Consider the following 23,388-nt stretch of genomic DNA (forward strand, 5'->3'; position numbering starts at 1 on the left):
TCTTTTCCGTCCCATTCCTCAGCTCCTCAGTTGGAGCCAAGTCTAACATATCACCCGGACCACTTTTCGGGAGGCAGAGCAGGATGAACGCGTTGGTCATCCAGGTTCGAGCTGCAATCGTCCTTACTCGACATGAAGGCGGCGATCTCTTCCAGACGGAGAGACAAGCATGCAAGGCCGTTTTCTATTGACCTTCACCGGTATGCCTCAGATGCCCCCTGCCTTCCCGCGGCGCTTGCCAAGCCTTGTTCCGCATTGCCATAGCTGCGGAATGCAGAACCCCCATGCCGTCGTCATGATCCGTCCGACCTTCTTCGGCGTGAACCCTGAAACCGCGCTGGACAATGCGTTCCAAACCGAGGGGGCGGCGGGGGACAGGGAGGCGGCGCTTCGGGAGTTCGACGCTATGACCTTTCAGCTTACCGCAGCTGGGGTCAGTGTGCATATCTTCGAGCAGGACCGAGAGGACACACCCGACGCGGTCTTCCCCAACAACTGGTTCTCCACCCATCATGACGGACGGCTGGTCACCTATCCCATGCTGGTACCGTCCAGGAGGCGCGAACGCCGCGGGGACATTCTCGAAGAGCTCGGCCGGACCTACCAGGTGAGCGGCGCGCTCGACCTTTCCGGCAACGAGGCCGATGCGCTCTTTCTGGAGGGAACGGGCGCCATCGTTTTCGATCATGAGCGCCGGATCGGCTATCTCGCTCAGTCGCTGAGAGCTGACGCCGAGCTGTTTCTCGGGCTTTGCAGGACCCTGGACTACGAGGCGGCGATCTTCGAGGCCTTCGACGCGCACGGCCATCCGATCTACCACACCAATGTCATGCTGAGCATCGGAGCGAACATCGTCCTCGCTGGGCTCGACTGCGTCACCGACCTGGAAGAGCGGCAGATGCTGGAGGAGGATTTCGCTTCCTCTGATCGCTTGGTCGTCGAGCTCGATCAGAAGCAGATCGCTAACTTCGCCGGGAATGCGCTTGAGGTGGATACCGCCGAAGGGCCGGTGCTGGTCATCTCCAAACGCGGATGGGAAGCGCTGACCGTAAAGCAGCAGGTTCAAATAGAGCAAAGGGTCCGGATTCTGACCCCCGACCTTCCCACGATCGAAAAGTCCGGGGGCAGTGCCCGATGCATGATGGCCGGTGTTCATCTGCCGCTTCGTCAGGACGCTTAAGAAAGCTTCTAGCGGGAGTGAGTGATCGGCTCGCAGTGGTGAGTTCCCCGGAGGGGAGACTAAACTGAGGGCGCCAGTGCCTTCGCGGCGGCTACGGCCGATGCCCAGGCCCACTGAAAATTGTAGCCTCCGAGCCAGCCGGTGACATCCACCACCTCGCCGACGAAGTAGAGGCCGGGGAGGCTCTTCGCCTCCATGGTCTTGGAATGGAGTGCCGCCGTATCGACACCGCCCGCGGTGACCTCGGCGGTGCGGTAGCCTTCGGACCCGTCGGGCAGGGGCTGCCAGCGGTGAAGCTTGTCTGCCGCTTCCTCGATGCGCCGGTCCGGCCAGTCGGCGAGGCGGCCCTGCCAGCCGTGGTGCTCGGCAAGCTTCTGAGCGAGCCGTTTAGGCAGGTGCTCCGCCAGGGCGACGGGCATGGTGACGGCGCCGCCCCTGGCTTTCCTCTCCCGAAGCGTCGCGGCCATGTCACGAGCGGGCGCAAGGTCGATCTCTAGCGCCTGCCCCTCGCGCCAGTAGCTCGACGCTTGAAGGACCGACGGGCCGGACAGCCCACGGTGGGTGAAGAGGAAGCCGTCTTCGAACGCCGGGGGCTTTGCCTTCTTCTTCGTACCCGGCGGCGCTGCGGCTGCGACGGACGCGTCGATGGAGAGGCCTGCGAGCTCCTTCGCCATCTCCCTGATCGGTCCGCCGAAGGTAAGGGGGACGAGGGCGGGGCGGGGTTCGATGACCGGCAGGCCGAACTGTCTGGCAACTTCGTAGCCGAAGCCTGTCGCGCCGATCTTCGGGATCGACTTGCCGCCGGTGGCGATGACCAGGGCAGGGGCGGTCAAGCGCTGACCCTCCGCAGTGACCGTGAAGGCGCCTCCGTCATGGCCGACCTCACCGATGGTAGCACCGGATTTCACGATCACCCCGGCCCGGCAGCAGCCATCCAGCAGAAGGTCGATGATGTCCTGGGCGCTCCTTTGGCAGAAGAGCTGGCCGAGCTTCTTCTCCTCCCAAGGGATGCCTGCGGCCTCTACCTCGGCCAAAAAATCGTGGGCCCTGTAGCCGCGCAGGGCGGAGATGGCGAATTTAGGGTTCTCGGACAGGAAGTGCTTCGGCTCGCAGCCGAGATTGGTGAAGTTGCACCGCCCGCCGCCGGAGATCCTGATCTTCTCGCAAAGGCGCTTGGCATGGTCGAGCACCAGGACGCGCTTGCCTTGCTCGCCAGCCTTGGCCGCGAAGAACAGGCCCGCCGCTCCTGCGCCGATGACGATGATGTCCGGGTTGTGGATAAGCTAGGTCCTCGACATGCGAGCGGTGTTCAGAAAGGGGCGGGGCCTTCGCGTCAAGGCCGCGCCTTGCGTGCAGCACCCCGCCCTTGGTTCGAGGCGGGAAACCGGCCAAGACCCTCTACAACAAAGAGGAGGCCCGGATGGCTAGCGATTTTGCAGGTCTCGGCGAGGTGCCCGAACACCTCGCTTTCGACGTGGATGGGCTGAAGAAGGGGGCGGGCCACGCGGTGCCGGGCCTTTCTTCCGGCGTCGAGGTGCGCAAGTTCAAGGGCGGGCAATCGAACCCCACCTATCTTCTGACCACCTCCGAGGGCCGCTATGTCCTGCGCCGCAAGCCGCCGGGGAAGCTCCTCGGCTCGGCCCATGCGGTGGACCGCGAGGCGCGGGTGATGGCCGCGCTCGAGAACACCCCCGTTCCTGTACCGAAGATCCTGTTCCACGGCGACGACCCGGAGATGATCGGCTCTGAGTTCTTCGTCATGGAGTTCATGGACGGGTGCATCTTCTGGAACCCGCTGCTGCCGGAGCTGGAGAAGAGCGAGCGGACCGCCCTCTACGAGCGGCTGACCGACACCCTCGCAGCGCTTCATTCGGTGGACTACGAAGCCGTAGGGCTGGGCGATTTCGGTCCGCAGGGGGAGTATCTCTCTCGCCAGATCGGGCGCTGGTCGAAGCAGTACAAGGCTTCGGAGACGGACGATGTCGAGGCCATGAACTGGCTCATCGACTGGCTACCGAAGGACATTCCGGCGGGTGACCGGACCTGCCTCATCCACGGTGACTTTCGTCTCGACAACTGCATGATGGCGAAGGACGAACCCCGGCCCATCGGGCTAATCGACTGGGAGCTTTCGACCCTCGGCCATCCGCTGGCGGACTTTACCTACTACCTCCTGTCCTGGAAGATGCCCCTCAGCCCCGGCGGGGGGCCGAGCCTGGTGGGCGCCGACCTCGGGGAGCTTGGCATACCGGACGAGAAGGCGCTGACGGACCGCTACCGCGAGGCGACGGGCCAGGAGGTGCCGGAGGACCTGAACTTCTACTTCGCCTACAACATGTTCCGCCTCGCCGGGATCGTTCAAGGGGTCTACAAAAGGGCAAAGGACGGCAATGCCAGCTCGGAGAAGGCGCTGTCCTACGGCAAGATGGTGACGCCGCTGGCTACCATGGCGAAGCAGTTCGCAGGCGGATAAGATGCTTGGCCGCTTTCTGGACGGGATCAGAAATCAGAACTGGCCGCGCTTAGGTACCGAGCTCTTCATCGTCACCTTCGGTGTGTTTCTCGGCGTGCAGTTCGGCAACTGGAACGATGCCCGCGCCGAGCGTGCCCGCGAGGCCGTCCTGCTCGACAAGCTCAAACAGGACTTCCAAGCGATCGAGCAGTCGCTGATCCGCGAGAAGGGGCGCTCAGAGGAGTATCTGCGCCTCGTGGGTGAGCTGAGGCAGCTCATGGAAAGCGATGTCAGGCTTGGGGACCGGGACCTTACAGCTCACCTCGATGCCATGGTTTCCGCCTCCCGCCCGGCGAGGCCCTCGCCCACCTATATTGAGATGCAGTCCTCCGGAGCCCTCAGCCGCCTCGGCAATACCGAGCTGAGGGCGGCTCTCGTCGCTTATCATCTTGATACGGAGGTTGCCGAGCGCGGTCTCGACTGGGCGTTGGAAGGTTTTGCGCCGGGCCGCATCACGCTCCGCTATGTCGAGCCTCTCTACGGCGACTATGACGGTCTTAGGGAGGCGGTGGGAGAAGTGAACTACATGATCATCGCCCATCAGCTTCAGGTACGCTACGCCGAGGCAAGCCTCGAGCTGTCACGGCGGGTCCTGTCGGAAATCGAGGAGAGCCTCTGATGGCCATGAGTGTCAGCGAAGCGGTGACCAGGCGCCGCTCTACCCGTGCGTTTACGGACGAGACCGTGAGCGAAGAGCGTCTGCGCGCTCTTTTGGACAAGGCCCTTCGCTCTCCCTCGGGAGGCAATCTTCAGCCATGGCGGATCATCGCGGTGACAGGGGAGGAGCGGGAGGCGCTTTCCGGTCCTGCCGCTGCCTCGCTGATGGCGAACCCCACGGGAGACGACGAAGGCTACCCGATCTATCCCAAGAACCTCGCCGATCCCTACCGCTCGCGGAGGTTCGCGGTGGGCGAAAGCCTCTACGCCGCGCTCGGTATTCCGCGTGAGGACAAGATGGCGCGGATGGCGTGGCTTGCCAGCAACTTCTCCTTCTTCGGCGCGCCTTTGGGTCTGTTCTTTGTTACGCGGAAGAGCTTCGGTCACCACCAATGGGCGCATATGGGCATGCTGATGCAGACCATCGCCCTCCTAGCCGAGGAAGAGGGGCTCGGCACCTGCATGCAGGAGGCCTGGGCGTTGGTTAGGCCGCAGCTTCGCGAGCGCTTCGGGCTGGAGGACGACGAGATCGTCTATGCGGGGATGGCGTTGGGCGTACCGGATCGGAAGGCTCCCGTGAACGGCTGGCGAAGCGAGCGGGCCGATACAAGCGAGCTGTTGGAGTTGCGAGGGTTCTGAACCCGCTTCCCTCTCCCCATAGGGGAGAGGGGGAACTGCTTCAACCCTTTGGCGCTGGTTCTGGTCCGTCTTATCCTGGCGAAAACCCTGGAAGAGCGCGCCATGTCCGACCGAACCTCCCGCCAACAACCCTCCGACCTCGACGCCTTCTGGCTGAAGGAGGCCGAGCGTCTCGACTGGATGACGAAGCCGAGCAAAGCCGGGAACTGGAGCTGGGCCGAGGACGACCTCCGCATCGCCTGGTTCGAGGACGGGGTGCTCAACGCCTCCGTCCAGTGCCTCGACCGCCATGTGGCGGCCCACCCGGACAGGACAGCGATCATCTGGGAGGGGGACAGCCCCGACGTCTCTGAACGGATCACCTACCGGGAGGCCTTCGAGGAGGTCTGCCGCATGGCCAACGTCCTGAAAGCGCGCGGTGTACGGAAGGGTGACCGCGTCATCCTCTATATGCCCATGGTGCCGGAAGCCGCCTACGCCATGCTGGCCTGTGCCCGGATCGGAGCGGTGCATTCGGTGGTGTTCGGAGGGTTCTCGCCCGAGGCGCTGGCCAGCCGGATCGAAGATTGCGGCGCGACGGCCATCATCACCGCCGATGGCGGCAGGCGGGGCGGCAAGACCATCCCCCTCAAAGCCAATGTGGACAAGGCGCTGGAGAAGGCTTCCGGCATTCGACTCGTGCTGATGGTTCAGGTGACTGACGAAAAGGTGGCCTTCGAGGATGGCCGTGACCTCTGGTGGCACGAGGCGAGGGACGACGTCACCCCCGACTGCCCGCCCGAGCCGATGAAGGCGGAAGACCCGCTCTTCATTCTTTATACGTCGGGCTCGACCGGCAAGCCGAAGGGAGTAGTGCACACCACCGGCGGCTATATGACCTACGCTGCCTACACCCACGAGAAGGTGTTTCGCGTCGAGCCCGAGCGCGAGGTCTACTGGTGCACGGCCGATGTGGGCTGGATCACTGGGCACAGCTACATCGTCTACGGACCGCTGGCCAATGGCTGCACCACGCTGATGTTCGAGGGCGTGCCCTCCTATCCCGACGCCGGGCGCATGTGGGCCGTGGTGGAGAAGCACGAGGTGGCGGTCCTCTACACCGCGCCGACGGCGGTGCGTGCCCTGATGCGCGAGAGCGATGAACTGGTGACAAAGCACGACCGAAGCTCGCTGCGCCTTCTCGGCTCCGTCGGTGAGCCGATCAATCCCGAGGCCTGGCGCTGGTACCACGAGGTGCCGGGGGAGGGGCGCTGCGACATCGTCGATACCTGGTGGCAGACCGAGACGGGGGGCATCATGATCACCCCGCTGCCCGGCGACCCCATGGACAAGCCGGCCGCCGCCACGAAGCCCCTACCGGGCATTGTCCCGGCTATTCTGGATGCGGACGGGAAGCCTATCGAGGGGCCAGGAGAGGGGGGGCTCGTCATCACGCAGAGCTGGCCCGGTCAGGCGCGTACGGTGTGGGGCGATCACGAACGCTTCGTGCAGACCTATTTCTCGACCTATAAGGGTGCCTATTTTACCGGAGACGGGGCACGGCGGGACGAGGACGGCGACTACTGGATCACCGGGCGCCTCGACGATGTGCTGAACGTCAGTGGGCACCGTATGGGCACGGCGGAGATCGAAAGCGCGCTCATCACCCACAAGGCCGCTGCCGAAGCGGCGGTGGTCGGCTACCCCCACGACGTGAAGGGTCAGGGGGTGCACTGCTACGTCATTCTCAAGGAAGGCTACGAGCCGAGCGACGAGCTGGCCTTGGAGCTCAAGAAGACCGTCCGTGAGGAGATCGGTCCCGTCGCCACCCCCGACCGGGTGCAGCTCGCGCCGGGCCTGCCGAAGACACGCTCGGGCAAGATCATGCGCCGGATCCTGCGCAAAATCGCCGAGGGGCACCCTGACCAGCTTGGCGATACGTCCACGCTGGCAGAGCCGGAGATCGTGGACAAGCTGATCGAGGGCGCGAAGGGCTTCAAGCCTGGGGAGTAGGTGCCCCTCCCGCTCAGCCTGCCGGCAGCTCCCCCTCTAGAGGGGGAGTGAGATAAAGACTCAGCGTTGGTACTGCATCCCTCCCCCACGGGTGGGTGAGGTGCCCAACAGGCGGAGGGGGCGCCTTTCCTAAGCCGCAGCGCCGTTCGGCGCGGGCAAAGTCGTCACCTTGCGCAGTACGCTGAGATAGCCCGGCTGAAGGTCCGTCCTCCCCAGCGCCCCTTTCGCGGCGAGCATCCGGTGCGCCAAGGGCAGGCGGAAGCAGGGCACGTACATCATGGCGTGGTGCTCGGCATGGTAGGCGACCCAGTAGGGGGCGAGGGTGATCCGCTCGAGGAAGTTCGTGTGCGTCGTTCTAGCCTGGCTGAGGGGCTCGCCGTGATCGCTCTCCACGCAGGCATGCTCGGCGATGTTGCGGATGCGGGTGGCAAGCGGGTTCCAGGTGGCGAGCGGTAGCAGCCAGCACCAGAGGTAGAGCCAGCCGTGACCGAGGGCGATCAGCGCGCCCAGAAGAACCGCATTGGTCAGTAGGAACCGGTTCATGCCGGACTGGCTGGCGATGACCTCGGCCCCCGGCGTCGTCACCATGTCGCGGCGAAAGTAAGCGCCGAGGAAGGCGAAAGCCCGCTGCTTGAAGAAGGTCTGACCGGTGAGGTCGCGGATGATCTTGCGGCGCAGGGACTGCTTGCTCACCGGGAAAGGGGCGGAGAGGGGGAGGTCCGGATCGTCCTCGGTCTGCACATGGCGGTGGTGACTGAGGTGATAGGGCCTGTACCAGTTAAGGTCCGAGCCAGTCGGCGCCGCGGAGAGCCACTGGCCGAGAACATCGTTCCAGCGCTTGTTTCGGTGCAGCATACCGTGCGCTGCCTCGTGCATCAGGATGCCGAAGCCGAGCTGCCGGGCACCGACGATGGGAATGCCGAGCAGGATAACCAGCGGGTGGTAGCCGGACAGCACCACGGCCAGCATCACCGCCGCCACCACGGCCCAGGCATGGGCGACCAGGGCGAAGCCCTGCCAGGTCACCGGCGCGGTCAGCCGAGCCCACTCATCGGCGGTGAAAACGTTGCGGGGACGGAAGGGGGTGCGCTGCATAATCCTATTCTAGCATCCTCGCACGGTGCAGGACAGAAGCGGCCCTTGCTGTCTTCGAATAAATCGTGCGGCCTAAACGCAGCGGCCTAGCTGTCAAAACCGCTCAGCATATGGTGAGGTATCGAGAACCTTCCCGCAAACGACCGCGGAACTCGTGATGCTCACCGCAAATCTGAAGTCGAAGCATATCGCCGTCGCTGTTCTGCTGATCCTTGCAAGCGCTTGGAACGGTGCTGCTGCTCGTATTCCCGCAAGCTGCACTTCGGTCGATGGCACCAGCGCCGGAAAAGACGAGTGCATGGCCGACCTAATCGCTTTGAAAGGTCGACAAGCCGAGGCGGCAGCGCAAAGCCTGCTCACGCAGGGCCGATACGACCTGGTGACCCCGGCCATCGTTTCTTCTTTCGAAGACGAAGTTCCGCCCTCGCTGTCTTCGGCCCTACGCTCGGCATTGCTACTAGCGGAGGTGAAGAGCGCTCCAGCCAAGGCCAGCACCGAAGCAGAAATAGAGGAGCTGATCGAAGCTGCCGAAAAAAGCGGTGATCTATCGTCCCTTGCGTACCTCTACGCGGCTCTCGCCGCCAGGAGGAAGGCCGACGGCCAATGGGACGAGATCACGGGAGCGCTGGACCTGGCCTTCACTGCCGCCGAGCAGGCCGGTTTCGAGGGACTGCTCCCGCACCTTCAGTTTGCGCGGGGCGAGTCCGCCGTGAGAACGAGGGCCTACGGGGATGCGCTGCCGTGGCTCCGTCCGGCCTATGAGAGCTTTCTTGCCTCGGGAAGGCGGATGGACGCCGGCGAGGTCTGCCAGCTCATGGCCGGTTCCTGGGCCTACGATCCTGAGCGCAGCTCTGAAAACATCGAAAGAGCCGCTGCAGGATCAGGTGGCGACCGGCCGTGCAGGATTGCTGCTGTCTTCTATCGAGGGCAGCGCGACCAGCTACCCTATGCCGAGATGGAGAGGCGCGGCCTCGCTGCCGCCAAAGCGGCTGGGGAAGCGGGGCTCGACACGATGTCCCCTTGGCTCCTCAACAGTATCGCCATGGCCGCGGCCCGGAACGGCAACTACGGGGCGGCCGCGAATTTCTACAGTCAGGCCAGGGGCGGCTTCGAGGCCGTCGGTAACCTGTTCATGGTCGCCGCTGTAGCGAGCAACGAAGCGGTCAATCTGGTCGAGATCGGTGCCCGAGACGAGGCTATCCCGATCCTGGAGCGCAGCCTCGCCATCTTCCGAGAGACCGCACCGGACAGGCAAGACTCCATTCTCAAGGTGCAGCGCCAGCTAGGCTTGGCTCACGAAGGGGAGGGGCGTCTTGCCGAAGCCGAGCTTTGGCTGGCGCGGGCCTACGAGACGAGCAGGGCTTTCACTAACCGCTACTACGATGGGCTCGTCGGCTCGGACTACGCCCGCATCCTTTATGCTCGAGGCCGCCAGGCGGAGGGGCTGGCGATGGCGGATGACGCCGTGGCGGTGCTTCTGGCTGAAGCGCAAGTACCGGACAAGGCCACAGCAGCGAAGACTCTTTCCTGGGCGGCGGAGCAGTATCTGCGCCGCGGAGAGATCGAGAACGCGCAGGCCACCCTCGAGCGGGCGGGCGGACTGATGGACCCTGGAGGCGAAGGGGCGAAGGCCCTTGCCGATAGTCCTTGGGAGCTGATGACGCGCCTCCAATACGCTCGCAGCATGAGCGATTTGCTCTTCGCGCTCGACCGCCGCGATGAAGCCGCTGCCTACGCCCGAGTGGCCCTCACCCTAAGCGAGAACCGCCTTGAGGAGCAGAAGATCAGGGCCATGGCCAATGCCGAGCTGCAGAGGGTGGTGGCCGAGAACGAGATGAAGATCGCCAGCCTCGGACAGGAGGCGGAGATGACCGCGGCCGTGTTGAAACACACGAGGGCCAGGGCGTTTCTCGGCGGCGGCGCGGCCCTGGCGGCGAGCATTGCAGCGCTGGCTGTCTACCGCTCCTACCGGACGCAGAAACAGCTTTCCGAGAGCAAGGAGACCTTCCTCGCGGAGATCCACCACCGCATGGCCAACAACCTGCAGATCATCACCAGCCTTCTGCGGGTCGAAGCGCGGGCGGACAAGGCGAGCCTTAAGGACGCCGCCAACCGCGCCCGGACCATGGGCCTCATCCACCACCACATCTACCACCACGGCCAGGACAAGTTCATCGACGCGGAGGCTTTCCTGCGAGCGCTGGTGGTGCTGATGGGCGAGGCGCTAGAGCGGCCGGGGGTGACGATCGAGCTCGATGCCGAGCCGGTGGCCCTCGACATCTCCGCGGCGACCCCGGTGGGCCTGATCGTCTGCGAGGCGGTGACCAATGCCTATAAATACGCCTTCGAGGACAGCCAGACGGGGACGGTGACGGTCGGCCTCGACGATGAGGGGAGCACGATCACCCTGACCGTTGCCGATGATGGCTGCGGCATGTCCAAGGACGAGCCGAGGGGGGGCTCGCAGGGCCAGAGGCTGATGGCCGATCTGGCGCAGCAGATCGGAGGGGTCCTGTCCGTTCTGGACCATCCGGGCGGCGGCACGCTGGTCGCCGTCAAGGGCATCCCAAAGGGGCTGGAGACCCAAGGGGAGCCGGCCGATTTCCAGGACCTGCCGCAGACGGGCGAGAACGCCTGATCGAGCGGACCCGCGGCGGCTGCGGCACCGGTTCTTCTTGCGCCCGGCGGCAGCGCCGCTAAGAGCGGCCCATGGCCGATACTGCATTCCTCCTCGACTACCTGCCGATCATCATCTTTCTCGGGCTGGCGCTCGTCCTGGGGGGCGTGTTCCTGGCGATCCCGCTGACCTTCGCGCCGAACAACCCCGACCTTCAGAAGAACTCGACCTATGAGTGCGGCTTCGAGCCCTTCGAGGACGCGCGGATGAAGTTCGACGTGCAGTTCTACATCGTTGCCATCCTGTTCATCATCGTCGATCTCGACGTGGCGTTCCTGTTCCCCTGGGCGGTGACCCTGTTCAACCCGGAGCTGGGGCTGGACCGCGACTTCCAGATCTTCGCCTTCTGGTCGATGTTCGTGTTCCTAGCCGTGTTCTTCATCGGCTTTCTCTACGAGTGGAAGAAGGGTGCGCTGGAATGGCGCTAGGGGTGTCCCCGAGCGACTTCCGCACCCATCTCTTCCCTAGTTTCAAGGATTTGACCCATGGCTGACGATACGAAGACGGTGGTCAAGACGCGCCAAGAGGCCACCAAGATCGAGACCATCACCCCGCCCAGCGAGAACCCGCTGGCGCGTTTTCCCGAGCCGAAACCCCTGACGCCTGGCGATCTGCCCTACGGCACGGCTGGGCGCGCGGATGTGGTGGGCTACGACCCTAAGGCCGAGGACCCCTTCTTCCGCCACGTCAACGCGGAACTCGCCGATAAGGGCTACATGACTGCGCCAGTCGACGCGGTGATCAACTGGGCGCGCACGGGCTCGCTCATGTGGATGACGTTCGGGCTGGCGTGCTGCGCGGTGGAGATGATGCAGGCCTCCATGCCGCGCTACGACATGGAGCGCTTCGGCATGGCGCCGCGCGCGTCACCGCGCCAGTCGGACCTGATGATCGTGGCGGGGACGCTCACCAACAAGATGGCACCTGCGCTGCGTAAGGTGTACGACCAGATGCCCGAGCCGCGCTACGTCCTCTCCATGGGAAGTTGCGCCAATGGCGGCGGCTACTACCACTACAGCTACTCCGTGGTGAGGGGCTGTGACCGCATCGTACCTGTAGACGTCTACGTACCAGGCTGCCCGCCCTGTGCCGAAGCGCTGGTCTACGGGCTCCTGCAGCTCCAGAAGAAGATCAGGCGCGAGGGGACGATCGAGCGATGAGGTTTTCTTTCGCCCTTTTGACGTGTTTGTTCGCGGTGGGCTGCACGGCGATGCCCACCGGCACTGAACAACCGGTTCCGCCGTTTGCCTCGGCCCCTGCATCCCAGGATATGTCCGATCGCGATGCGATGCCTCTGGTCCGCGTCCCGCCTCAAGGTTTCGAACACTGCATTCGTGGTCGAACCGGAAAAGTAGGGAGAACCGAAGTTGAGTTCGACGTGACGAAGACGGGACGTGTCACCAATGTCCGCGTCGTCGATTCGCTGGATCCTTGCTTCGACAAGTATGTGGTGAGAGCGGTGTCTCGCTGGCGGTACAGCCCGAAGATGGTGGATGGCGAAGCTCTCCCCCGCTACGGCGTTCGTTCCGAGATCAATTTCGATGTGGAGGCTACCGGATGAGCACCACCCTTCTCGACGACCTCACCGAGCTCGAGGACCACATCGCCTCCCAGCTCGGCGAGAACCTGATCTCCAGCCAGGTCGCCTATGGCGAGCTGACGCTGACTGTTCCCTGCAAGCAGATCACCGGTACGCTAAAGTTCCTGCGTGAGGACCCGATGTGCCGCTTCACGCAGCTTATGGATCTTGCCGGCGTGGACTATCCCGAGCGGCGCAAGCGTTTCGATGTCGTCTACCATCTCCTCAGCATGGAGACGAACCTCCGCGTGCGGGTGAAGCTCGCCAACGCCGAAGGCGATACGGTGCCTACGGCGACGGGCGTCTTCCCCAATGCCGACTGGTACGAGCGCGAGGCCTTCGACATGTACGGCATCGTCTTCGAGGGGCATCCGGACCTTCGGCGCCTTCTCACCGATTACGGCTTCGAGGGGCACCCTCTGCGCAAGGACTTCCCTCTTACGGGCTATACCGAAGTGCGCTGGGACGATGAGCAGCAGCGGGTGATCTACGAGCCGGTGCAGCTTACGCAGGAGTACCGCAACTTCGACTATCTCTCGCCTTGGGAAGGCAGCCAGTATGTGCTGCCGGGCGACGAAAAGGCTGAAGGCAACAAAAACTAGCTTTCGTCACACATCGGCGGGACAGCAAAAAGCCGCGGAAGCGTTAGCTACCGCGGCTTTTCTGTGTTCGAGGTTCGGAACCGTTAGATCCGGTGGGTGGCCGTATCGGTCCGGTGGCTCTTCTGACGCTGGAGGTCGATGAGCTTGACGGCGAGGCCGACGATCACACCGACCACGGCGTAGATCACGACATCGAGGAAGGTCAGCGCCTCGAGGCTCGAGAGGGACGGGCCGGACAGCCAGTCGAACAGGGTCAGCGCGAGGAAGGTGAGCACACCGATGGTGAGACCCTTCTTGGCGGCCGAAGCGTTGTTGACGGTGCTCGTCGGCGTGGTGGTGGTCCGGGTCGCCGTCGTGTCGCGGTAGTCGTTCGCGCGGGCACTCGTCGTGGTGCCGGCGGCGGTGGTGGTGTTGGTCGTCGTCTGCGTCCGGATGGCCGGATCGTTAGTGCGGCGGGTTGTGTCAACCATGTGGGTCTCCCGTTGAGTTACCAATCCACGGACAGGGAGCGGGGCACGGGCGTTCTGAGTAGCACGAAGAGTTGACGTCATGACAACCTGGTAGGGTGCGGCGTGGGCTGGGACGAAGCGCCCAAACGCCTCACCGGGCTTGCGCAATCAGGACCTACGGGGCACATGCTGCAAAGCTTTCAGAAGACAGAGAACCATGGCCGACGGATCACGCACCATCGTCGTTGAAGACAGCCCCTCGGATGCGGGCGCCGACCGCCCGTTCACCATCAATTTCGGGCCTCAGCACCCCGCAGCCCACGGCGTGCTGCGCCTGGTCCTCGAGCTCGACGGCGAGGTGGTGGAGCGGGTCGATCCCCATATCGGCCTCCTGCACCGCGGCACCGAGAAGCTGATCGAGCACAAGACCTACCTGCAATCGATCCCCTATTTCGACCGCCTCGACTACGTCGCGCCGATGAACCAGGAGCACGCCTTCGTGCTGGCCGCCGAGAAGCTGCTCGGCTGCGAGGTGCCGCGCCGAGGCCAGATCATCCGCGTCCTATACTCCGAGATCGGGCGCATTCTCAGCCACCTTCTCAACGTCACCACCCAGGCCATGGATGTGGGCGCCCTGACCCCGCCGCTCTGGGGGTTCGAGGAGCGCGAGAAGCTGATGACCTTCTACGAGCGGGCCTGCGGCGCGAGGCTCCACTCGAACTACTTTCGCGTCGGCGGGGTGCACAAGGATCTGCCTCAGAAGCTGATCGACGACATCTACGCCTGGACCGAGACCTTCCCTAAAGTCTCCGACGAGATCGAAGGGCTGATCACCGACAACCGCATCTTCAAGCAGCGCAATGTCGATATCGGCGTGGTCAGCAAGCAAGAGGCCCTGGACTGGGGCTTCACCGGCGTCATGCTGCGCGGCTCAGGCGTGCCCTGGGACCTGCGCAAATCCCAGCCCTACGAGATCTATGACGAGCTCGATTTCGACATCGTGCTGGGCAAGAACGGCGACTGCTACGACCGCTATGTGGTGCGCATCGAGGAGATGAAGCAGTCGCTCCGCATCATGCGCCAATGCATCGAGATGCTCGAGCCCGGCCCCGTCATGAGCGAGGACGGCAAGGTCGCACCGCCCCGCCGGGCCGAGATGAAGGAGTCGATGGAGGCGCTAATCCATCACTTCAAGCTCTACACCGAGGGCACCAAGGTTCCCGCTGGCGAGGTGTATACGGCCGTCGAGGCGCCCAAGGGCGAGTTCGGCGTCTACCTCGTCTCCGACGGCTCCAACCGCCCCTACCGCTGCAAGATCCGCGCGCCGGGTTACGCCCACCTCCAGGCCATGGACTGGATGAACAAGGGCCACATGCTGGCCGACGTCTCGGCTATCATCGGCACGCTCGACGTGGTGTTCGGCGAGATTGATCGGTAGCTTCTAACCCGGTTTCCCATGGTAGCGCGAAGCGATGTCCATGGGACCCAATTCCCACCGTCCCAAACGTGTCTGAACCTAGGTGATGGGTCCCACGGATCGCTCCGCGACCGTGGGAAGACGGTATGGAGAAGCTACAGCTGCATCACCAGCGCCGCCACATAGGTGAAGGCGACCGCGATCAGCGGCACGAAGAAGTGCCGTCCGAAGCCGTCCTCCTTGAACATGAAGGCGTTGAGGATGAAACCGACGACCAGTCCGAAAAAGGCCGAGGCGGCGATGACGGTGAGGTCCTGGCCCTCCACCCAATCGAAGCCTACAGCGCCCAAGCCCTCGCGGCGCCCGATAAACGCTACCCCCATCAGGCCGACTAGCTTCACGAAGCTGCCCAGCAGCTTCTTCAGGACGAACGTCCCTGCAATCACCACGGCAGCGGCGATCAGGACGGTGGTGAGCTGGGTTTCCATGAAGCCTCCCTTGTTGCGTCCCGCCTAACACGAGCTGTGCGCCCGTGTCGCTCGGCTTTCTCTTCCTGCGCTCCAGATAACGTCTTGGGTTGAATGAAAGCCGACTGCCACCGTCATCCCGGATAGCCTTCGGCTTCCGGGATGACGGCGGGAAACAGCCAGAGGCTTGAAGAGGGAGTGTTCTATGGGTGTCTTGCGTCTCGTTCTGGCCGATCAGCTGACCCGCGAGGTGGCGGCGCTGCGCGGTGCCGATCCTGAGGCCGACATCATCCTGATGGCCGAGGTCCATGACGAGGCCACCTATGTGCGCCACCACAAGCAGAAGATCGTCTTCCTCTTCTCCGCCATGCGCCGCTTTGCCGAGGAGCTTCGAGACGAAGGGTTCAACGTCCGCTACGTGAAGCTCGACGGCGGGGAGAACAGCGGCAGCATCTTCGGTGAGGTACGGCGGGCATTCGCCGAGGAGGATGTCGAGGAGCTGGTCGCCACCGCCTGCGGCGAGGTGCGGCTGGCGGACGATATGGAGGGTTGGGGGCGGAAGCTGAACCGGCCTGTGACCATCCGCGACGACGATCGCTTCATCTGCTCGCTGCCTGAGTTCCGTGCTTGGGCCGACGGGCGAAGAACGCTCCGTATGGAGTATTTCTACCGCGAGATGCGCAAGAAGACCGGGCTCCTGATGGACGGGGACGAACCCGTGGGCGGGCAGTGGAACTACGATGCGGAGAATCGCAAGACCCTGCCCAAGGACTACGCAGCGCCTGCGAACCCCGAGGTGGTGGCAGGGCCGATCGTCGATGAGGTCAAAGATTTGGTGGAGGAGCGCTTCGGCGACCATTTCGGCACACTTCATCAGTATGCCTACGGCATCGACCGGGCGGCGGCGCTCAAACGCCTCGATCTGTTCCTGGACGAGAGTCTGCGCCTCTACGGCGACTACCAGGACGCCATGGCCACGGGGGAGGACTTTCTCAACCACTCCCTTATCTCCGTGTACCTCAATGCGGGACTGCTGACGCCGCTGGAGATCTGCCAGGCTGCCGAAGAGCGCTACCGTTCCGGCAAGGCGCCGCTCAACGCGGTGGAGGGCTTCATCCGCCAGATCATTGGCTGGCGCGAGTATGTCCGCGGTGTCTACTGGCTCTACATGCCGGAGTACAAAGAGCGCAACGCGCTGGGTGCGGAGCGTCCGCTGCCGGACTTCTACTGGACCGGCGAAACAGACATGCACTGCATCGCCGAGTGTGTGCGCAACACCCGAGACAACGCCTATGCGCACCATATCCAGCGGCTGATGATCACCGGCAATTTCGCGCTGATTTACGGCGTGCTGCCGGACGAGATCAACGAGTGGTACCTGATCGTCTATGCCGACGCCTATGAGTGGGTGCAGCTTCCCAACACCCACGGCATGTCTCAGTGGGCGGATGGAGGGGTCTTGGGCTCCAAGCCCTATGCCTCGTCAGGCGCCTACATCAACCGCATGTCGAACTACTGCAAGTCCTGCCGCTATGACGTCCGTAAGCGGACGGGAGAGGGGGCGTGCCCGTTCAACTATCTCTACTGGGACTTTCTCATGCGGCACGAGAAGAAGCTGCGCGGCAATCCGCGCATGGCGATGATGTACCGAACCCTCGACAAGAAGGAGGAGAAGGAGAAGCGCGCCCTGCGCGAGAGCGCGGCAGCGCTGGTGAAAAGGATCGAAGGCTGATGGCGAAGAACGTTCTGGGCGAGGAGCTTGCCATCTGCGGCTGCGATCCGATGACCGGCTGGACGCGCTCCGGCTCCTGCGAGACGGGGCCTCAAGACCGGGGCAGCCATACAGTCTGTGCGGTGATGGATGAGGGGTTTCTTCGCTATACGAAAGAGCAGGGCAATGACCTATCGACGCCGAGGCCGGAGTTCGGCTTTCCAGGGCTCGCGCCAGGCGATCGCTGGTGCGTCTGCGCCTCGCGCTGGGAAGAGGCACGGGCGGCGGGGCAGGCGCCTCGGGTGGTGATCAAGGCCTGTCATGAGAAGTGCCTGGAGGTTGTGGAGCTGACGGACTTAAAGGCGCATGCGCTGCAGTGAAGCCCAGCGTCATCCCGGCCGTAGTCCGTAAGGACGGAGAGCCGGGACCCATGGACGGTACGGATCATACCTTGCGGGACTTAGGTCCATGGGTCCCGGATAAGCTTGCAGCTTTCCGGGATGACGGTGAAAGCAAACAGCGAAAAGGCGGCCCGAGAGCCGCCTTCTGCCGTGCGATCGGAATGGATCGTTAGTGGGTGCGGGTGGCGCCGCGACCTTTGATCAGCCTAGCGACGAAGATCAGCAAGCAGGCGCCGATAATACCGGCGATCAGATAGCCGACGATCCCGCCGATGGCGATACCGGCCGCAGCCATGATCAGGTTGGCGACAAAGGCACCGACGATGCCGAGAACGATGTTCATGAGAAGGCCCATGTTCGACTTCATGAGTTTCTCAGCGATCCAGCCTGCGAGACCGCCAACGATGATAGCAACAATCCAGTTCATGGTAGTTCCCTTCAAGCGCTGCCCAGGCACACCCCAGGCGCTTCGAGGGAACTAACGGGCAAGAAAGTGCGACGTTCGCGCGTTCACAGTAAAGTTCCCTTTGATTCAAGTCTTGCGTGTGACCAGGAGCTGGTTGCCGTCGCTCCCGGCCACTTCCAGGCGCTCTCCCGGTGCAGCGGTGCCCTCTTCGGTGAGCCTGGCGGACCAGTCGGTGTCGCCGAGGCGCACCCGGCCCACGCCCCCTTCGAAGGCGGTGAGCGCGACGGCGGTCTGCCCCTTACGGCTGGCTGGCGAGTTGAAGGCGCGACCGTCCTGCGGTGCGGCGCTGCTCTTCAGACCCAAGGCTCTCGCCGCGAGGGTCAGCACCAAGGTCAGCACGGCGAAGAGAAGCCACTCGGCAGGCCCCGACGGGGTCATCGGCGCCATGGTGGCGAGCCCCGTGAGGCCTGCCCCCGCCGCGGGCCAGAGGAGAACGAAGGTCCCGGTCATCACTTCCAGCGTCAGCAGGATACCGGCGAGGGCGATCCAGGCCCAGAAGGGCGGGTCGAGAAGGAACTCTAGCATGGCCTACTCCGCCTCCTTCTTGCCCTTCTGGTCGGCCAGGAACGTGCCGATGCCGCCTACAGTTTTAGCGATGCTCGTCAGCTCGGTGGGCAGCAGCACGAACTTCTGGTTCGGTGCCTTGGCGAGCTGCTCGAAGGCTTTGATGTAGTCCTGGGCGATGAAGTAGTTGATGGCGCCGGTGTCGCCCTTGCCGATGGCTTCGGAGACCATGCGCGTGGCTTCCGCCTCGGCTTGCGCCTCGCGCTCGCGGGCTTCGGCGTCGGCGAAGGCGGCCTGCTTGCGGCCCTCCGCCTCCAGGATGGCGGACTGCTTCTCGCCTTCCGCGCGTAGGATGGCGGCCTGACGCTCACCGTCGGCCTGCAGCACCTCCGCGCGTTTCTCGCGCTCGGCTTTCATCTGGCGGGCCATGGCCTGGGTGATGTCGGCGGGGGGCGTGAGGTCCTTGATCTCGACGCGCGTGACCTTGACGCCCCAGGGGTTGGTGGCGGCGTCAATCACCATGAGGAGCCGCGAGTTGATCTCGTCGCGGTTGGAGAGCACCTCGTCGAGCTCGAGATTGCCGATCACCGAGCGGATGTTCGTCATCGCCAGGTTGACGATCGCCATATTGAGGTTCGACACCTCGTAGGCGGCCTTGGGCGCATCCATGATCTGGATGAAGGCGATGGCGTCGGCGGTCACCATGGCGTTGTCGCGGGTGATGACCTCCTGGCCGGGGACATCCACCACCTGCTCCATCATGTTCAGCTTACGGCCGACCCGCTGAATGAAGGGGACGAGGATGTGCAGGCCCGACTGAAGCGTCTTGGTGTAGCGGCCGAAATTCTCGACGGTGTAGTTGTAGCCCTGCGGCACGATGATGATGACCGACCTGACCACGAGCACGGCCAGGACCACGAGAACGGCGACGGCGATGTATGACAGCTCCAAACGGGCGCTCCTTCTTCAGCTTTCCATTCTGTTATGTAGGGGCTCGGAGGACCGGTTTGAAGAGGCGGCAGCGCCGATCCTGACGAGGACCGGGCGGTGATCGGAACCGAGCCAGGGGCCTAGCTCCGCGGAAACCGGAACCTCGCCGCGCACCCATACATGGTCGATGGGCAGACCGATGAGGGGGAGAGGGCAGGCCCAGGTGGCCTGCCTGCCCGTGGGAACCCGGCGGAATCCACGCTGGCTGAGCTGGCGCGTATCCTTCGACCACGGAACGAGGTTGAGGTCGCCTAGGAGCACGGTGGTGGGACGCGCGATCTGAGCTGCGAAGCGTAGATCCTCCCGGCGCCTAGCCGTGCCCGCGGGCAGGAAAGGCGCGACGGTGTGAACGGACTGGATGTGAACGACCTCCTCTTCCGCCGACAGGATGATCTGTTTGCGGCCGTTCGTATCCAGCGCGCGGCAGGTGAAGCCCGTCGACCTCACATAGGCCCTGACGCGGTTGGGCATGCAGCCTTCTTCCGGGCCAAGCTCCAACCATCCGATGGGAGCAGCCAGGGTTCCGTCGGCGTTCTCTGCAGTAACGAGAATGTCCGCCTGCTGCTTTTTTGCCCAGCCAGCGACACGGTCCAGCACGGCCTGCCGGTTGAGGAGGTTCATGTGAACCACCGTGAGCTGCGGATCGGCGAGGGGGGCGGGCGCGGCGCGGTAGTGCCTGCCGACACTGATAAGGGCGAGAGCCGCAACGGCGATGGCGGCTGCGCCGGAAGCGAAGCGGTGCTCAAGGATGAGGAGCCCGCCGGTGATGAGGAGGGCGAAGGCGAGCTGGGGGCGGAGGGAGAGGAGGAGCTCGGGAAGCTGAGCGGGGCTGAACAGCGCACCGGTAAGGAGAGCAAGGGTGAGGAGGGCGGCTGCGGTGAGAAGCATGGGTTTGCCTATAGCGGCTTGGGGCGTTTGGGGGAGTGGCGCTTGCAGCTAGCGCCTCCCTCTCCCGTTTACGGGAGAGGGACCGAGGGTGAGGGGGTTCTGAGCGAATTTCTCAAAAGAGCGAAGCGGCACGGCTTCGCCGAGGCCCTCACCTAAAGTCTGCTACCGCAGCCTTTGACCTCTCCCGTAAACGGGAGAGGTAGAGCTTGGCGCCTCTAAGCCCCCACACAACGAAAAAGGGCACCCGGCGAACCGGATGCCCCTTATTCGTTCCGTAAGAAGAGAAAGCCTTACTCGCCTTTCTCGATCTCCTTGCCGGTCTCCTGGTCGACGACCTTCATGGAGAGCTTGGTCTTGCCGCGGTCGTCGAAGCCGAGGAGCTTGACCCAGACGCTGTCGCCTTCCTTGACGACATCGGTGGTCTTCTCGACGCGGTTCTCCGCAAGCTGAGAGATGTGAACGAGGCCGTCGCGGGCGCCGAAGAAGTTGACGAAGGCGCCGAAGTCCATCGTCTTGACGACCTTGCCCTGGTAGATCTCGCCGACTTCCGGTTCGTCCGTGATCGACTTGATCCATTTGACGGCGGCGTCGATCTGCGACTTGTCGGAGGAGGCGATCTTGATCACGCCCTCGTCGTCGATGTTCACCTTGGCGCCGGTGGTGTCCACGATCTCGCGGATGACCTTGCCGCCGGAGCCGATCACTTCACGGATCTTCTCTTTAGGGATGGTCATGGTCTCGATGCGCGGGGCGAACTCGCCAAGGTCGTCACGCGACTCGCCGAGGGCCTTGTTCATCTCGCCGAGGATGTGCATCCGGCCGTCCTTCGCCTGGGCGAGGGCGGTCTTCATGATGTCCTCGGTGATGCCTGCGACCTTGATATCCATCTGAAGGCTGGTGACGCCTTCGGAGGTGCCGGCCACCTTGAAGTCCATATCGCCGAGATGGTCCTCGTCACCCAGAATATCCGAGAGCACGGCGTGCTTGTCGCCTTCGAGGATCAGACCCATGGCGATACCGGCGACGGCGCGCTTGAGCGGGACGCCCGCGTCCATCATGGCGAGCGAGGAGCCGCACACTGTGGCCATCGAGGACGAGCCGTTCGACTCGGTGATCTCCGAGACGAGGCGGATCACGTAGGGGAACTCCTCAGCGCTCGGAAGAACCGCGCGGACGGCGCGCCATGCCAGCTTGCCGTGGCCGATCTCGCGGCGGCCCGGAGAGCCCATGCGGCCCGTCTCACCGACGGAGTAGGGCGGGAAGTTGTAGTGGAGAAGGAAGTTCTCTTTATACGTTCCTTCCAGGGCGTCGATGAACTGCTCGTCGTCCGAGGTGCCGAGGGTGGCGACCACGATGGCCTGGGTCTCACCGCGGGTGAAGAGGGCCGAGCCGTGGGTCCTGGGCAGGATGCCGACTTCGCCAAGGATCGGGCGGATGTCGGTGGTGGTGCGCCCGTCGATACGGCCGCCGGTCTCGATCACCTGGCCGCGGACGATCTCGCTCTCGAGCTCCTTCAGCAGCGAGCCGACGATCTGGCCGTCGAGGGGGTCGGAGGCGTTCTCGCCGGTGAGCTGCTCCTTCGCCGAGGATTTAACCTCGCCCAGTTTGGCGACGCGCTGAACCTTGTCGGTAAGCTGATAAGCTTCGCGCAGGCCGCTCTCGGCGGCTTCGCGGACGCGGGGCATGACGTCGGAGTGGTCCGGGGGCTGGTAGTCCCAGGGCTCCTTGGCGCACTCCTCGGCAAAACCGATGATGAGGTCGATGACCTCGCGGGAGGCCTTGTGGCCCTCCATCACGGCGCCGAGCATGATGTCCTCGGAGAGCTCTTTGGCTTCCGATTCCACCATCATGACGGCGTCTTGCGTGCCGGCCATGACGAGGTCGAGCTGGGTGTCCTCCATATCGGGGATCGGCGGGTTCACGATGTAGCCGCCGTCTTTATAGGCGACGCGGGCGGCGCCGATCGGACCCATGAAGGGGATGCCGGAGATGGTCAGCGCCGCGGAGGCTGCGACCATGGCCACGACATCGGGGTCGTTCTCGAGGTCATGGGTCATCACGGTGAGGACGACCTGGACCTCGTTCTTGAAGCCGGGGGCGAAGAGGGGGCGGATCGGGCGGTCGATGAGACGGCTGGTCAGCGTCTCTTTCTCGGAAGGACGGCCCTCTCGCTTGAAGAAGCCGCCGGGGATGCGGCCCGCGGCGTAGGCCTTCTCCTGGTAGTTGACCGTGAGGGGGAAGAAGTCCTGGCCGGGCTTCGCCTCGCGCTGACCGACAACGGTCGCAAGGACCGTGGTTTCGCCATAGGTGGCCAGCACGGCGCCGTCAGCCTGGCGGGCGATGCGCCCCGTCTCCAGGGTCAGCTCGCGGCCGGCCCAGGTCATGGTTTTCTTGGTGATTTGGAACATGTGTCTTCGTTTCTGTTCGCGCCCCCGGCCGGATTGCCTCGGGGCCTTTCAGGATTGTGCTTTCAGATGCACTGGCGGCTCATGGCTGCTTCCGGGGGGCTTGGCAACAAGAGCGGGGAGAGAAAGACCAGCGTGAGAAGTACTGATATTGTTAGATAGTTACCCTATCTGCGTTGCAACATCACGTTTCGTCACAACTATCACGATAATGTGTAGTGATTTGAAGAAGAAAGCAGAACTTTAGCGCTGCAAAGCTTGCCATCTTGTTGCACCATTCTAACTGAAAGTTCAAGGACCGGCGCAGGATATCGAACTAGCCGCACCAGCCCTCGAATTCAGTTTCACCGGTGACGACCGGTGATGATGGTGCCGAGCCTGCCTACACCTCGGTACCGCTCAGGTGTCGATCACGCTGTTCTGCCCGAACTTCGGCGTGGTCGGCACCTGCTACCTTTCTCTGCCCCCTCTGTTCAAGCATTTGGTTAACGGCGCCGTGCCGTCTCGCGGTTGCTGTAATACTCTTCGGCAACCCTGAATGGGTTGGCCGGATGGAGGTAGAGACGCTCGGTCTTTCAGGTGGTTGAAAGAGAAGGCTTTTGCGAAAAAAGGCCGAGAGCGAGCGTATTTTTGCACTGCGGCGTTCCACCGCGCCATGGGTTCTCGGGTTTGAGGGCGCTCCCAGGCGGCAGTACATCTCGCTCTTCGAACGAAGGCGCATAGCAAAACGCCCGCTCGTCACCGAGCGGGCGTTAGC

The 23,388-nt window shown here is 63.7% G+C and carries 22 protein-coding genes; 13 read left to right on the top strand and 9 right to left on the bottom strand.

The window, feature by feature from the left end; all coding sequences use genetic code 11:
* Positions 1 to 271: 271 nt before the first annotated feature.
* Complete coding sequence (gene ctlX / locus NOG11_RS05670) at positions 272 to 1,180, top strand: citrulline utilization hydrolase CtlX (protein ID WP_256618737.1); 909 nt, start codon at positions 272 to 274, stop codon at positions 1,178 to 1,180.
* A gap of 59 nt (positions 1,181 to 1,239) precedes the next feature.
* Here ctlX and NOG11_RS05675 read toward each other — a convergent pair whose 3' ends face one another.
* A complete protein-coding gene (locus NOG11_RS05675) occupies positions 1,240 to 2,460 on the bottom strand; it encodes a BaiN/RdsA family NAD(P)/FAD-dependent oxidoreductase (RefSeq protein WP_370468243.1) in 1,221 nt (406 codons plus the stop codon).
* Between the two features lie 140 nt (positions 2,461 to 2,600).
* Between NOG11_RS05675 and NOG11_RS05680 the strand changes: the two genes are divergently transcribed.
* From NOG11_RS05680 to acs, 4 genes are all read left to right on the top strand, one after another.
* A complete protein-coding gene (locus tag NOG11_RS05680) occupies positions 2,601 to 3,653 on the top strand; it encodes a phosphotransferase family protein (RefSeq protein ID WP_256618738.1) in 1,053 nt (350 codons plus the stop codon).
* A gap of 1 nt (position 3,654) precedes the next feature.
* A complete protein-coding gene (locus NOG11_RS05685) occupies positions 3,655 to 4,311 on the top strand; it encodes a hypothetical protein (protein WP_256618739.1) in 657 nt (218 codons plus the stop codon).
* Positions 4,311 to 4,988 carry a nitroreductase family protein gene (locus tag NOG11_RS05690; RefSeq protein ID WP_256618740.1) on the top strand — a complete coding sequence of 226 codons (678 nt, stop codon included), beginning with the start codon at positions 4,311 to 4,313 and terminating at the stop codon, positions 4,986 to 4,988. The genes NOG11_RS05685 and NOG11_RS05690 overlap by 1 nt, the downstream gene beginning before the upstream one ends.
* A gap of 102 nt (positions 4,989 to 5,090) precedes the next feature.
* Positions 5,091 to 6,980 carry an acetate--CoA ligase gene (acs, locus tag NOG11_RS05695; RefSeq protein WP_256618741.1) on the top strand — a complete coding sequence of 630 codons (1,890 nt, stop codon included), beginning with the start codon at positions 5,091 to 5,093 and terminating at the stop codon, positions 6,978 to 6,980.
* Positions 6,981 to 7,109: 129 nt separating this feature from the next.
* Here the strand turns inward: acs and NOG11_RS05700 are convergent, their stop codons facing one another.
* Positions 7,110 to 8,075 (bottom strand): fatty acid desaturase family protein, encoded by a 966-nt coding sequence (locus NOG11_RS05700; RefSeq protein ID WP_256618742.1) that lies wholly within the window; start codon positions 8,073 to 8,075, stop codon positions 7,110 to 7,112.
* A 298-nt stretch (positions 8,076 to 8,373) separates the two neighbouring features.
* Here NOG11_RS05700 and NOG11_RS05705 point away from each other — a divergent pair, with 298 nt between their 5' ends.
* The 5 genes from NOG11_RS05705 (at position 8,374) to NOG11_RS05725 (ending at position 12,933) form a co-directional block, all read left to right on the top strand.
* On the top strand, positions 8,374 to 10,713 hold the full coding sequence (locus tag NOG11_RS05705) for a sensor histidine kinase (RefSeq protein ID WP_256618743.1): 2,340 nt from the start codon (positions 8,374 to 8,376) through the stop codon (positions 10,711 to 10,713).
* A 71-nt stretch (positions 10,714 to 10,784) separates the two neighbouring features.
* A complete protein-coding gene (gene ndhC / locus NOG11_RS05710) occupies positions 10,785 to 11,180 on the top strand; it encodes an NADH-quinone oxidoreductase subunit A (protein ID WP_256618744.1) in 396 nt (131 codons plus the stop codon).
* A gap of 57 nt (positions 11,181 to 11,237) precedes the next feature.
* The gene (locus NOG11_RS05715; RefSeq protein ID WP_256618745.1) at positions 11,238 to 11,912 is read left to right on the top strand and encodes a NuoB/complex I 20 kDa subunit family protein; all 675 of its coding nucleotides are present in this window, start codon (positions 11,238 to 11,240) and stop codon (positions 11,910 to 11,912) included.
* A gap of 110 nt (positions 11,913 to 12,022) precedes the next feature.
* Complete coding sequence (locus NOG11_RS05720; RefSeq protein WP_256618746.1) at positions 12,023 to 12,313, top strand: energy transducer TonB; 291 nt, start codon at positions 12,023 to 12,025, stop codon at positions 12,311 to 12,313.
* Positions 12,310 to 12,933: an NADH-quinone oxidoreductase subunit C gene (locus NOG11_RS05725; protein ID WP_256618747.1), complete on the top strand. Its 624-nt coding sequence runs from the start codon at positions 12,310 to 12,312 to the stop codon at positions 12,931 to 12,933. The genes NOG11_RS05720 and NOG11_RS05725 overlap by 4 nt, the downstream gene beginning before the upstream one ends.
* Positions 12,934 to 13,016: 83 nt before the next feature.
* On the opposite strand, the gene NOG11_RS05730 is transcribed toward NOG11_RS05725, so the two are convergent.
* Complete coding sequence (locus NOG11_RS05730) at positions 13,017 to 13,403, bottom strand: hypothetical protein (protein ID WP_256618748.1); 387 nt, start codon at positions 13,401 to 13,403, stop codon at positions 13,017 to 13,019.
* A 196-nt stretch (positions 13,404 to 13,599) separates the two neighbouring features.
* On the opposite strand from NOG11_RS05730, the gene NOG11_RS05735 reads away from it, so the two are divergent.
* Entirely contained in the window at positions 13,600 to 14,820 is a 1,221-nt protein-coding gene (locus NOG11_RS05735) for an NADH-quinone oxidoreductase subunit D (protein ID WP_256618749.1), read from the top strand.
* A 134-nt stretch (positions 14,821 to 14,954) separates the two neighbouring features.
* Here the strand turns inward: NOG11_RS05735 and NOG11_RS05740 are convergent, their stop codons facing one another.
* A complete protein-coding gene (locus NOG11_RS05740) occupies positions 14,955 to 15,287 on the bottom strand; it encodes a hypothetical protein (RefSeq protein WP_256618750.1) in 333 nt (110 codons plus the stop codon).
* Positions 15,288 to 15,471: 184 nt separating this feature from the next.
* Between NOG11_RS05740 and NOG11_RS05745 the strand changes: the two genes are divergently transcribed.
* Positions 15,472 to 16,998, top strand: coding sequence for a cryptochrome/photolyase family protein (locus NOG11_RS05745; protein WP_256618751.1), 1,527 nt, complete (start codon positions 15,472 to 15,474; stop codon positions 16,996 to 16,998).
* Entirely contained in the window at positions 16,998 to 17,357 is a 360-nt protein-coding gene (locus NOG11_RS05750) for a DUF2237 family protein (RefSeq protein ID WP_256618752.1), read from the top strand. Before NOG11_RS05745 ends, NOG11_RS05750 begins: the two co-directional genes overlap by 1 nt.
* A gap of 190 nt (positions 17,358 to 17,547) precedes the next feature.
* Here the strand turns inward: NOG11_RS05750 and NOG11_RS05755 are convergent, their stop codons facing one another.
* The 5 genes from NOG11_RS05755 to pnp all read right to left on the bottom strand — a co-directional run bounded on the left by NOG11_RS05755 (position 17,548) and on the right by pnp (position 22,634).
* Complete coding sequence (locus NOG11_RS05755; protein ID WP_256618753.1) at positions 17,548 to 17,805, bottom strand: GlsB/YeaQ/YmgE family stress response membrane protein; 258 nt, start codon at positions 17,803 to 17,805, stop codon at positions 17,548 to 17,550.
* 105 nt (positions 17,806 to 17,910) lie between these two features.
* Positions 17,911 to 18,369, bottom strand: coding sequence for an NfeD family protein (locus NOG11_RS05760; protein WP_256618754.1), 459 nt, complete (start codon positions 18,367 to 18,369; stop codon positions 17,911 to 17,913).
* Positions 18,370 to 18,372: 3 nt separating this feature from the next.
* Positions 18,373 to 19,299 (bottom strand): SPFH domain-containing protein, encoded by a 927-nt coding sequence (locus NOG11_RS05765; RefSeq protein ID WP_256618755.1) that lies wholly within the window; start codon positions 19,297 to 19,299, stop codon positions 18,373 to 18,375.
* 15 nt (positions 19,300 to 19,314) lie between these two features.
* Entirely contained in the window at positions 19,315 to 20,226 is a 912-nt protein-coding gene (locus NOG11_RS05770; protein ID WP_256618756.1) for an endonuclease/exonuclease/phosphatase family protein, read from the bottom strand.
* A gap of 290 nt (positions 20,227 to 20,516) precedes the next feature.
* The gene (gene pnp / locus NOG11_RS05775; protein WP_370468235.1) at positions 20,517 to 22,634 is read right to left on the bottom strand and encodes a polyribonucleotide nucleotidyltransferase; all 2,118 of its coding nucleotides are present in this window, start codon (positions 22,632 to 22,634) and stop codon (positions 20,517 to 20,519) included.
* Positions 22,635 to 23,388 lie beyond the last annotated feature (754 nt).

Source organism: Parvularcula maris (assembly GCF_024505085.1).
GTDB classification, from domain to species: Bacteria; Pseudomonadota; Alphaproteobacteria; order Caulobacterales; family Parvularculaceae; genus Parvularcula; species Parvularcula maris.

What these genes read in the sequence shown, in the direction of transcription:
- acs (WP_256618741.1), top strand. Translation starts at nt 5,091, where the DNA reads ATGTCCGACCGAACCTCCCGCCAACAACCCTCCGACCTCGACGCCTTC.
- NOG11_RS05750 (WP_256618752.1), top strand. Translation starts at nt 16,998, where the DNA reads ATGGCGAAGAACGTTCTGGGCGAGGAGCTTGCCATCTGCGGCTGCGAT.
- NOG11_RS05725 (WP_256618747.1), top strand. Translation starts at nt 12,310, where the DNA reads ATGAGCACCACCCTTCTCGACGACCTCACCGAGCTCGAGGACCACATC.
- NOG11_RS05715 (WP_256618745.1), top strand. Translation starts at nt 11,238, where the DNA reads ATGGCTGACGATACGAAGACGGTGGTCAAGACGCGCCAAGAGGCCACC.
- NOG11_RS05690 (WP_256618740.1), top strand. Translation starts at nt 4,311, where the DNA reads ATGGCCATGAGTGTCAGCGAAGCGGTGACCAGGCGCCGCTCTACCCGT.
- NOG11_RS05745 (WP_256618751.1), top strand. Translation starts at nt 15,472, where the DNA reads ATGGGTGTCTTGCGTCTCGTTCTGGCCGATCAGCTGACCCGCGAGGTG.
- pnp (WP_370468235.1), bottom strand. Translation starts at nt 22,634, where the DNA reads ATGTTCCAAATCACCAAGAAAACCATGACCTGGGCCGGCCGCGAGCTG.
- NOG11_RS05760 (WP_256618754.1), bottom strand. Translation starts at nt 18,369, where the DNA reads ATGCTAGAGTTCCTTCTCGACCCGCCCTTCTGGGCCTGGATCGCCCTC.
- NOG11_RS05770 (WP_256618756.1), bottom strand. Translation starts at nt 20,226, where the DNA reads ATGCTTCTCACCGCAGCCGCCCTCCTCACCCTTGCTCTCCTTACCGGT.
- NOG11_RS05680 (WP_256618738.1), top strand. Translation starts at nt 2,601, where the DNA reads ATGGCTAGCGATTTTGCAGGTCTCGGCGAGGTGCCCGAACACCTCGCT.
- NOG11_RS05685 (WP_256618739.1), top strand. Translation starts at nt 3,655, where the DNA reads ATGCTTGGCCGCTTTCTGGACGGGATCAGAAATCAGAACTGGCCGCGC.
- NOG11_RS05730 (WP_256618748.1), bottom strand. Translation starts at nt 13,403, where the DNA reads ATGGTTGACACAACCCGCCGCACTAACGATCCGGCCATCCGGACGCAG.
- ndhC (WP_256618744.1), top strand. Translation starts at nt 10,785, where the DNA reads ATGGCCGATACTGCATTCCTCCTCGACTACCTGCCGATCATCATCTTT.
- NOG11_RS05755 (WP_256618753.1), bottom strand. Translation starts at nt 17,805, where the DNA reads ATGAACTGGATTGTTGCTATCATCGTTGGCGGTCTCGCAGGCTGGATC.
- ctlX (WP_256618737.1), top strand. Translation starts at nt 272, where the DNA reads ATGCAGAACCCCCATGCCGTCGTCATGATCCGTCCGACCTTCTTCGGC.
- NOG11_RS05705 (WP_256618743.1), top strand. Translation starts at nt 8,374, where the DNA reads ATGGCCGACCTAATCGCTTTGAAAGGTCGACAAGCCGAGGCGGCAGCG.
- NOG11_RS05720 (WP_256618746.1), top strand. Translation starts at nt 12,023, where the DNA reads ATGTCCGATCGCGATGCGATGCCTCTGGTCCGCGTCCCGCCTCAAGGT.
- NOG11_RS05700 (WP_256618742.1), bottom strand. Translation starts at nt 8,075, where the DNA reads ATGCAGCGCACCCCCTTCCGTCCCCGCAACGTTTTCACCGCCGATGAG.
- NOG11_RS05740 (WP_256618750.1), bottom strand. Translation starts at nt 15,287, where the DNA reads ATGGAAACCCAGCTCACCACCGTCCTGATCGCCGCTGCCGTGGTGATT.
- NOG11_RS05735 (WP_256618749.1), top strand. Translation starts at nt 13,600, where the DNA reads ATGGCCGACGGATCACGCACCATCGTCGTTGAAGACAGCCCCTCGGAT.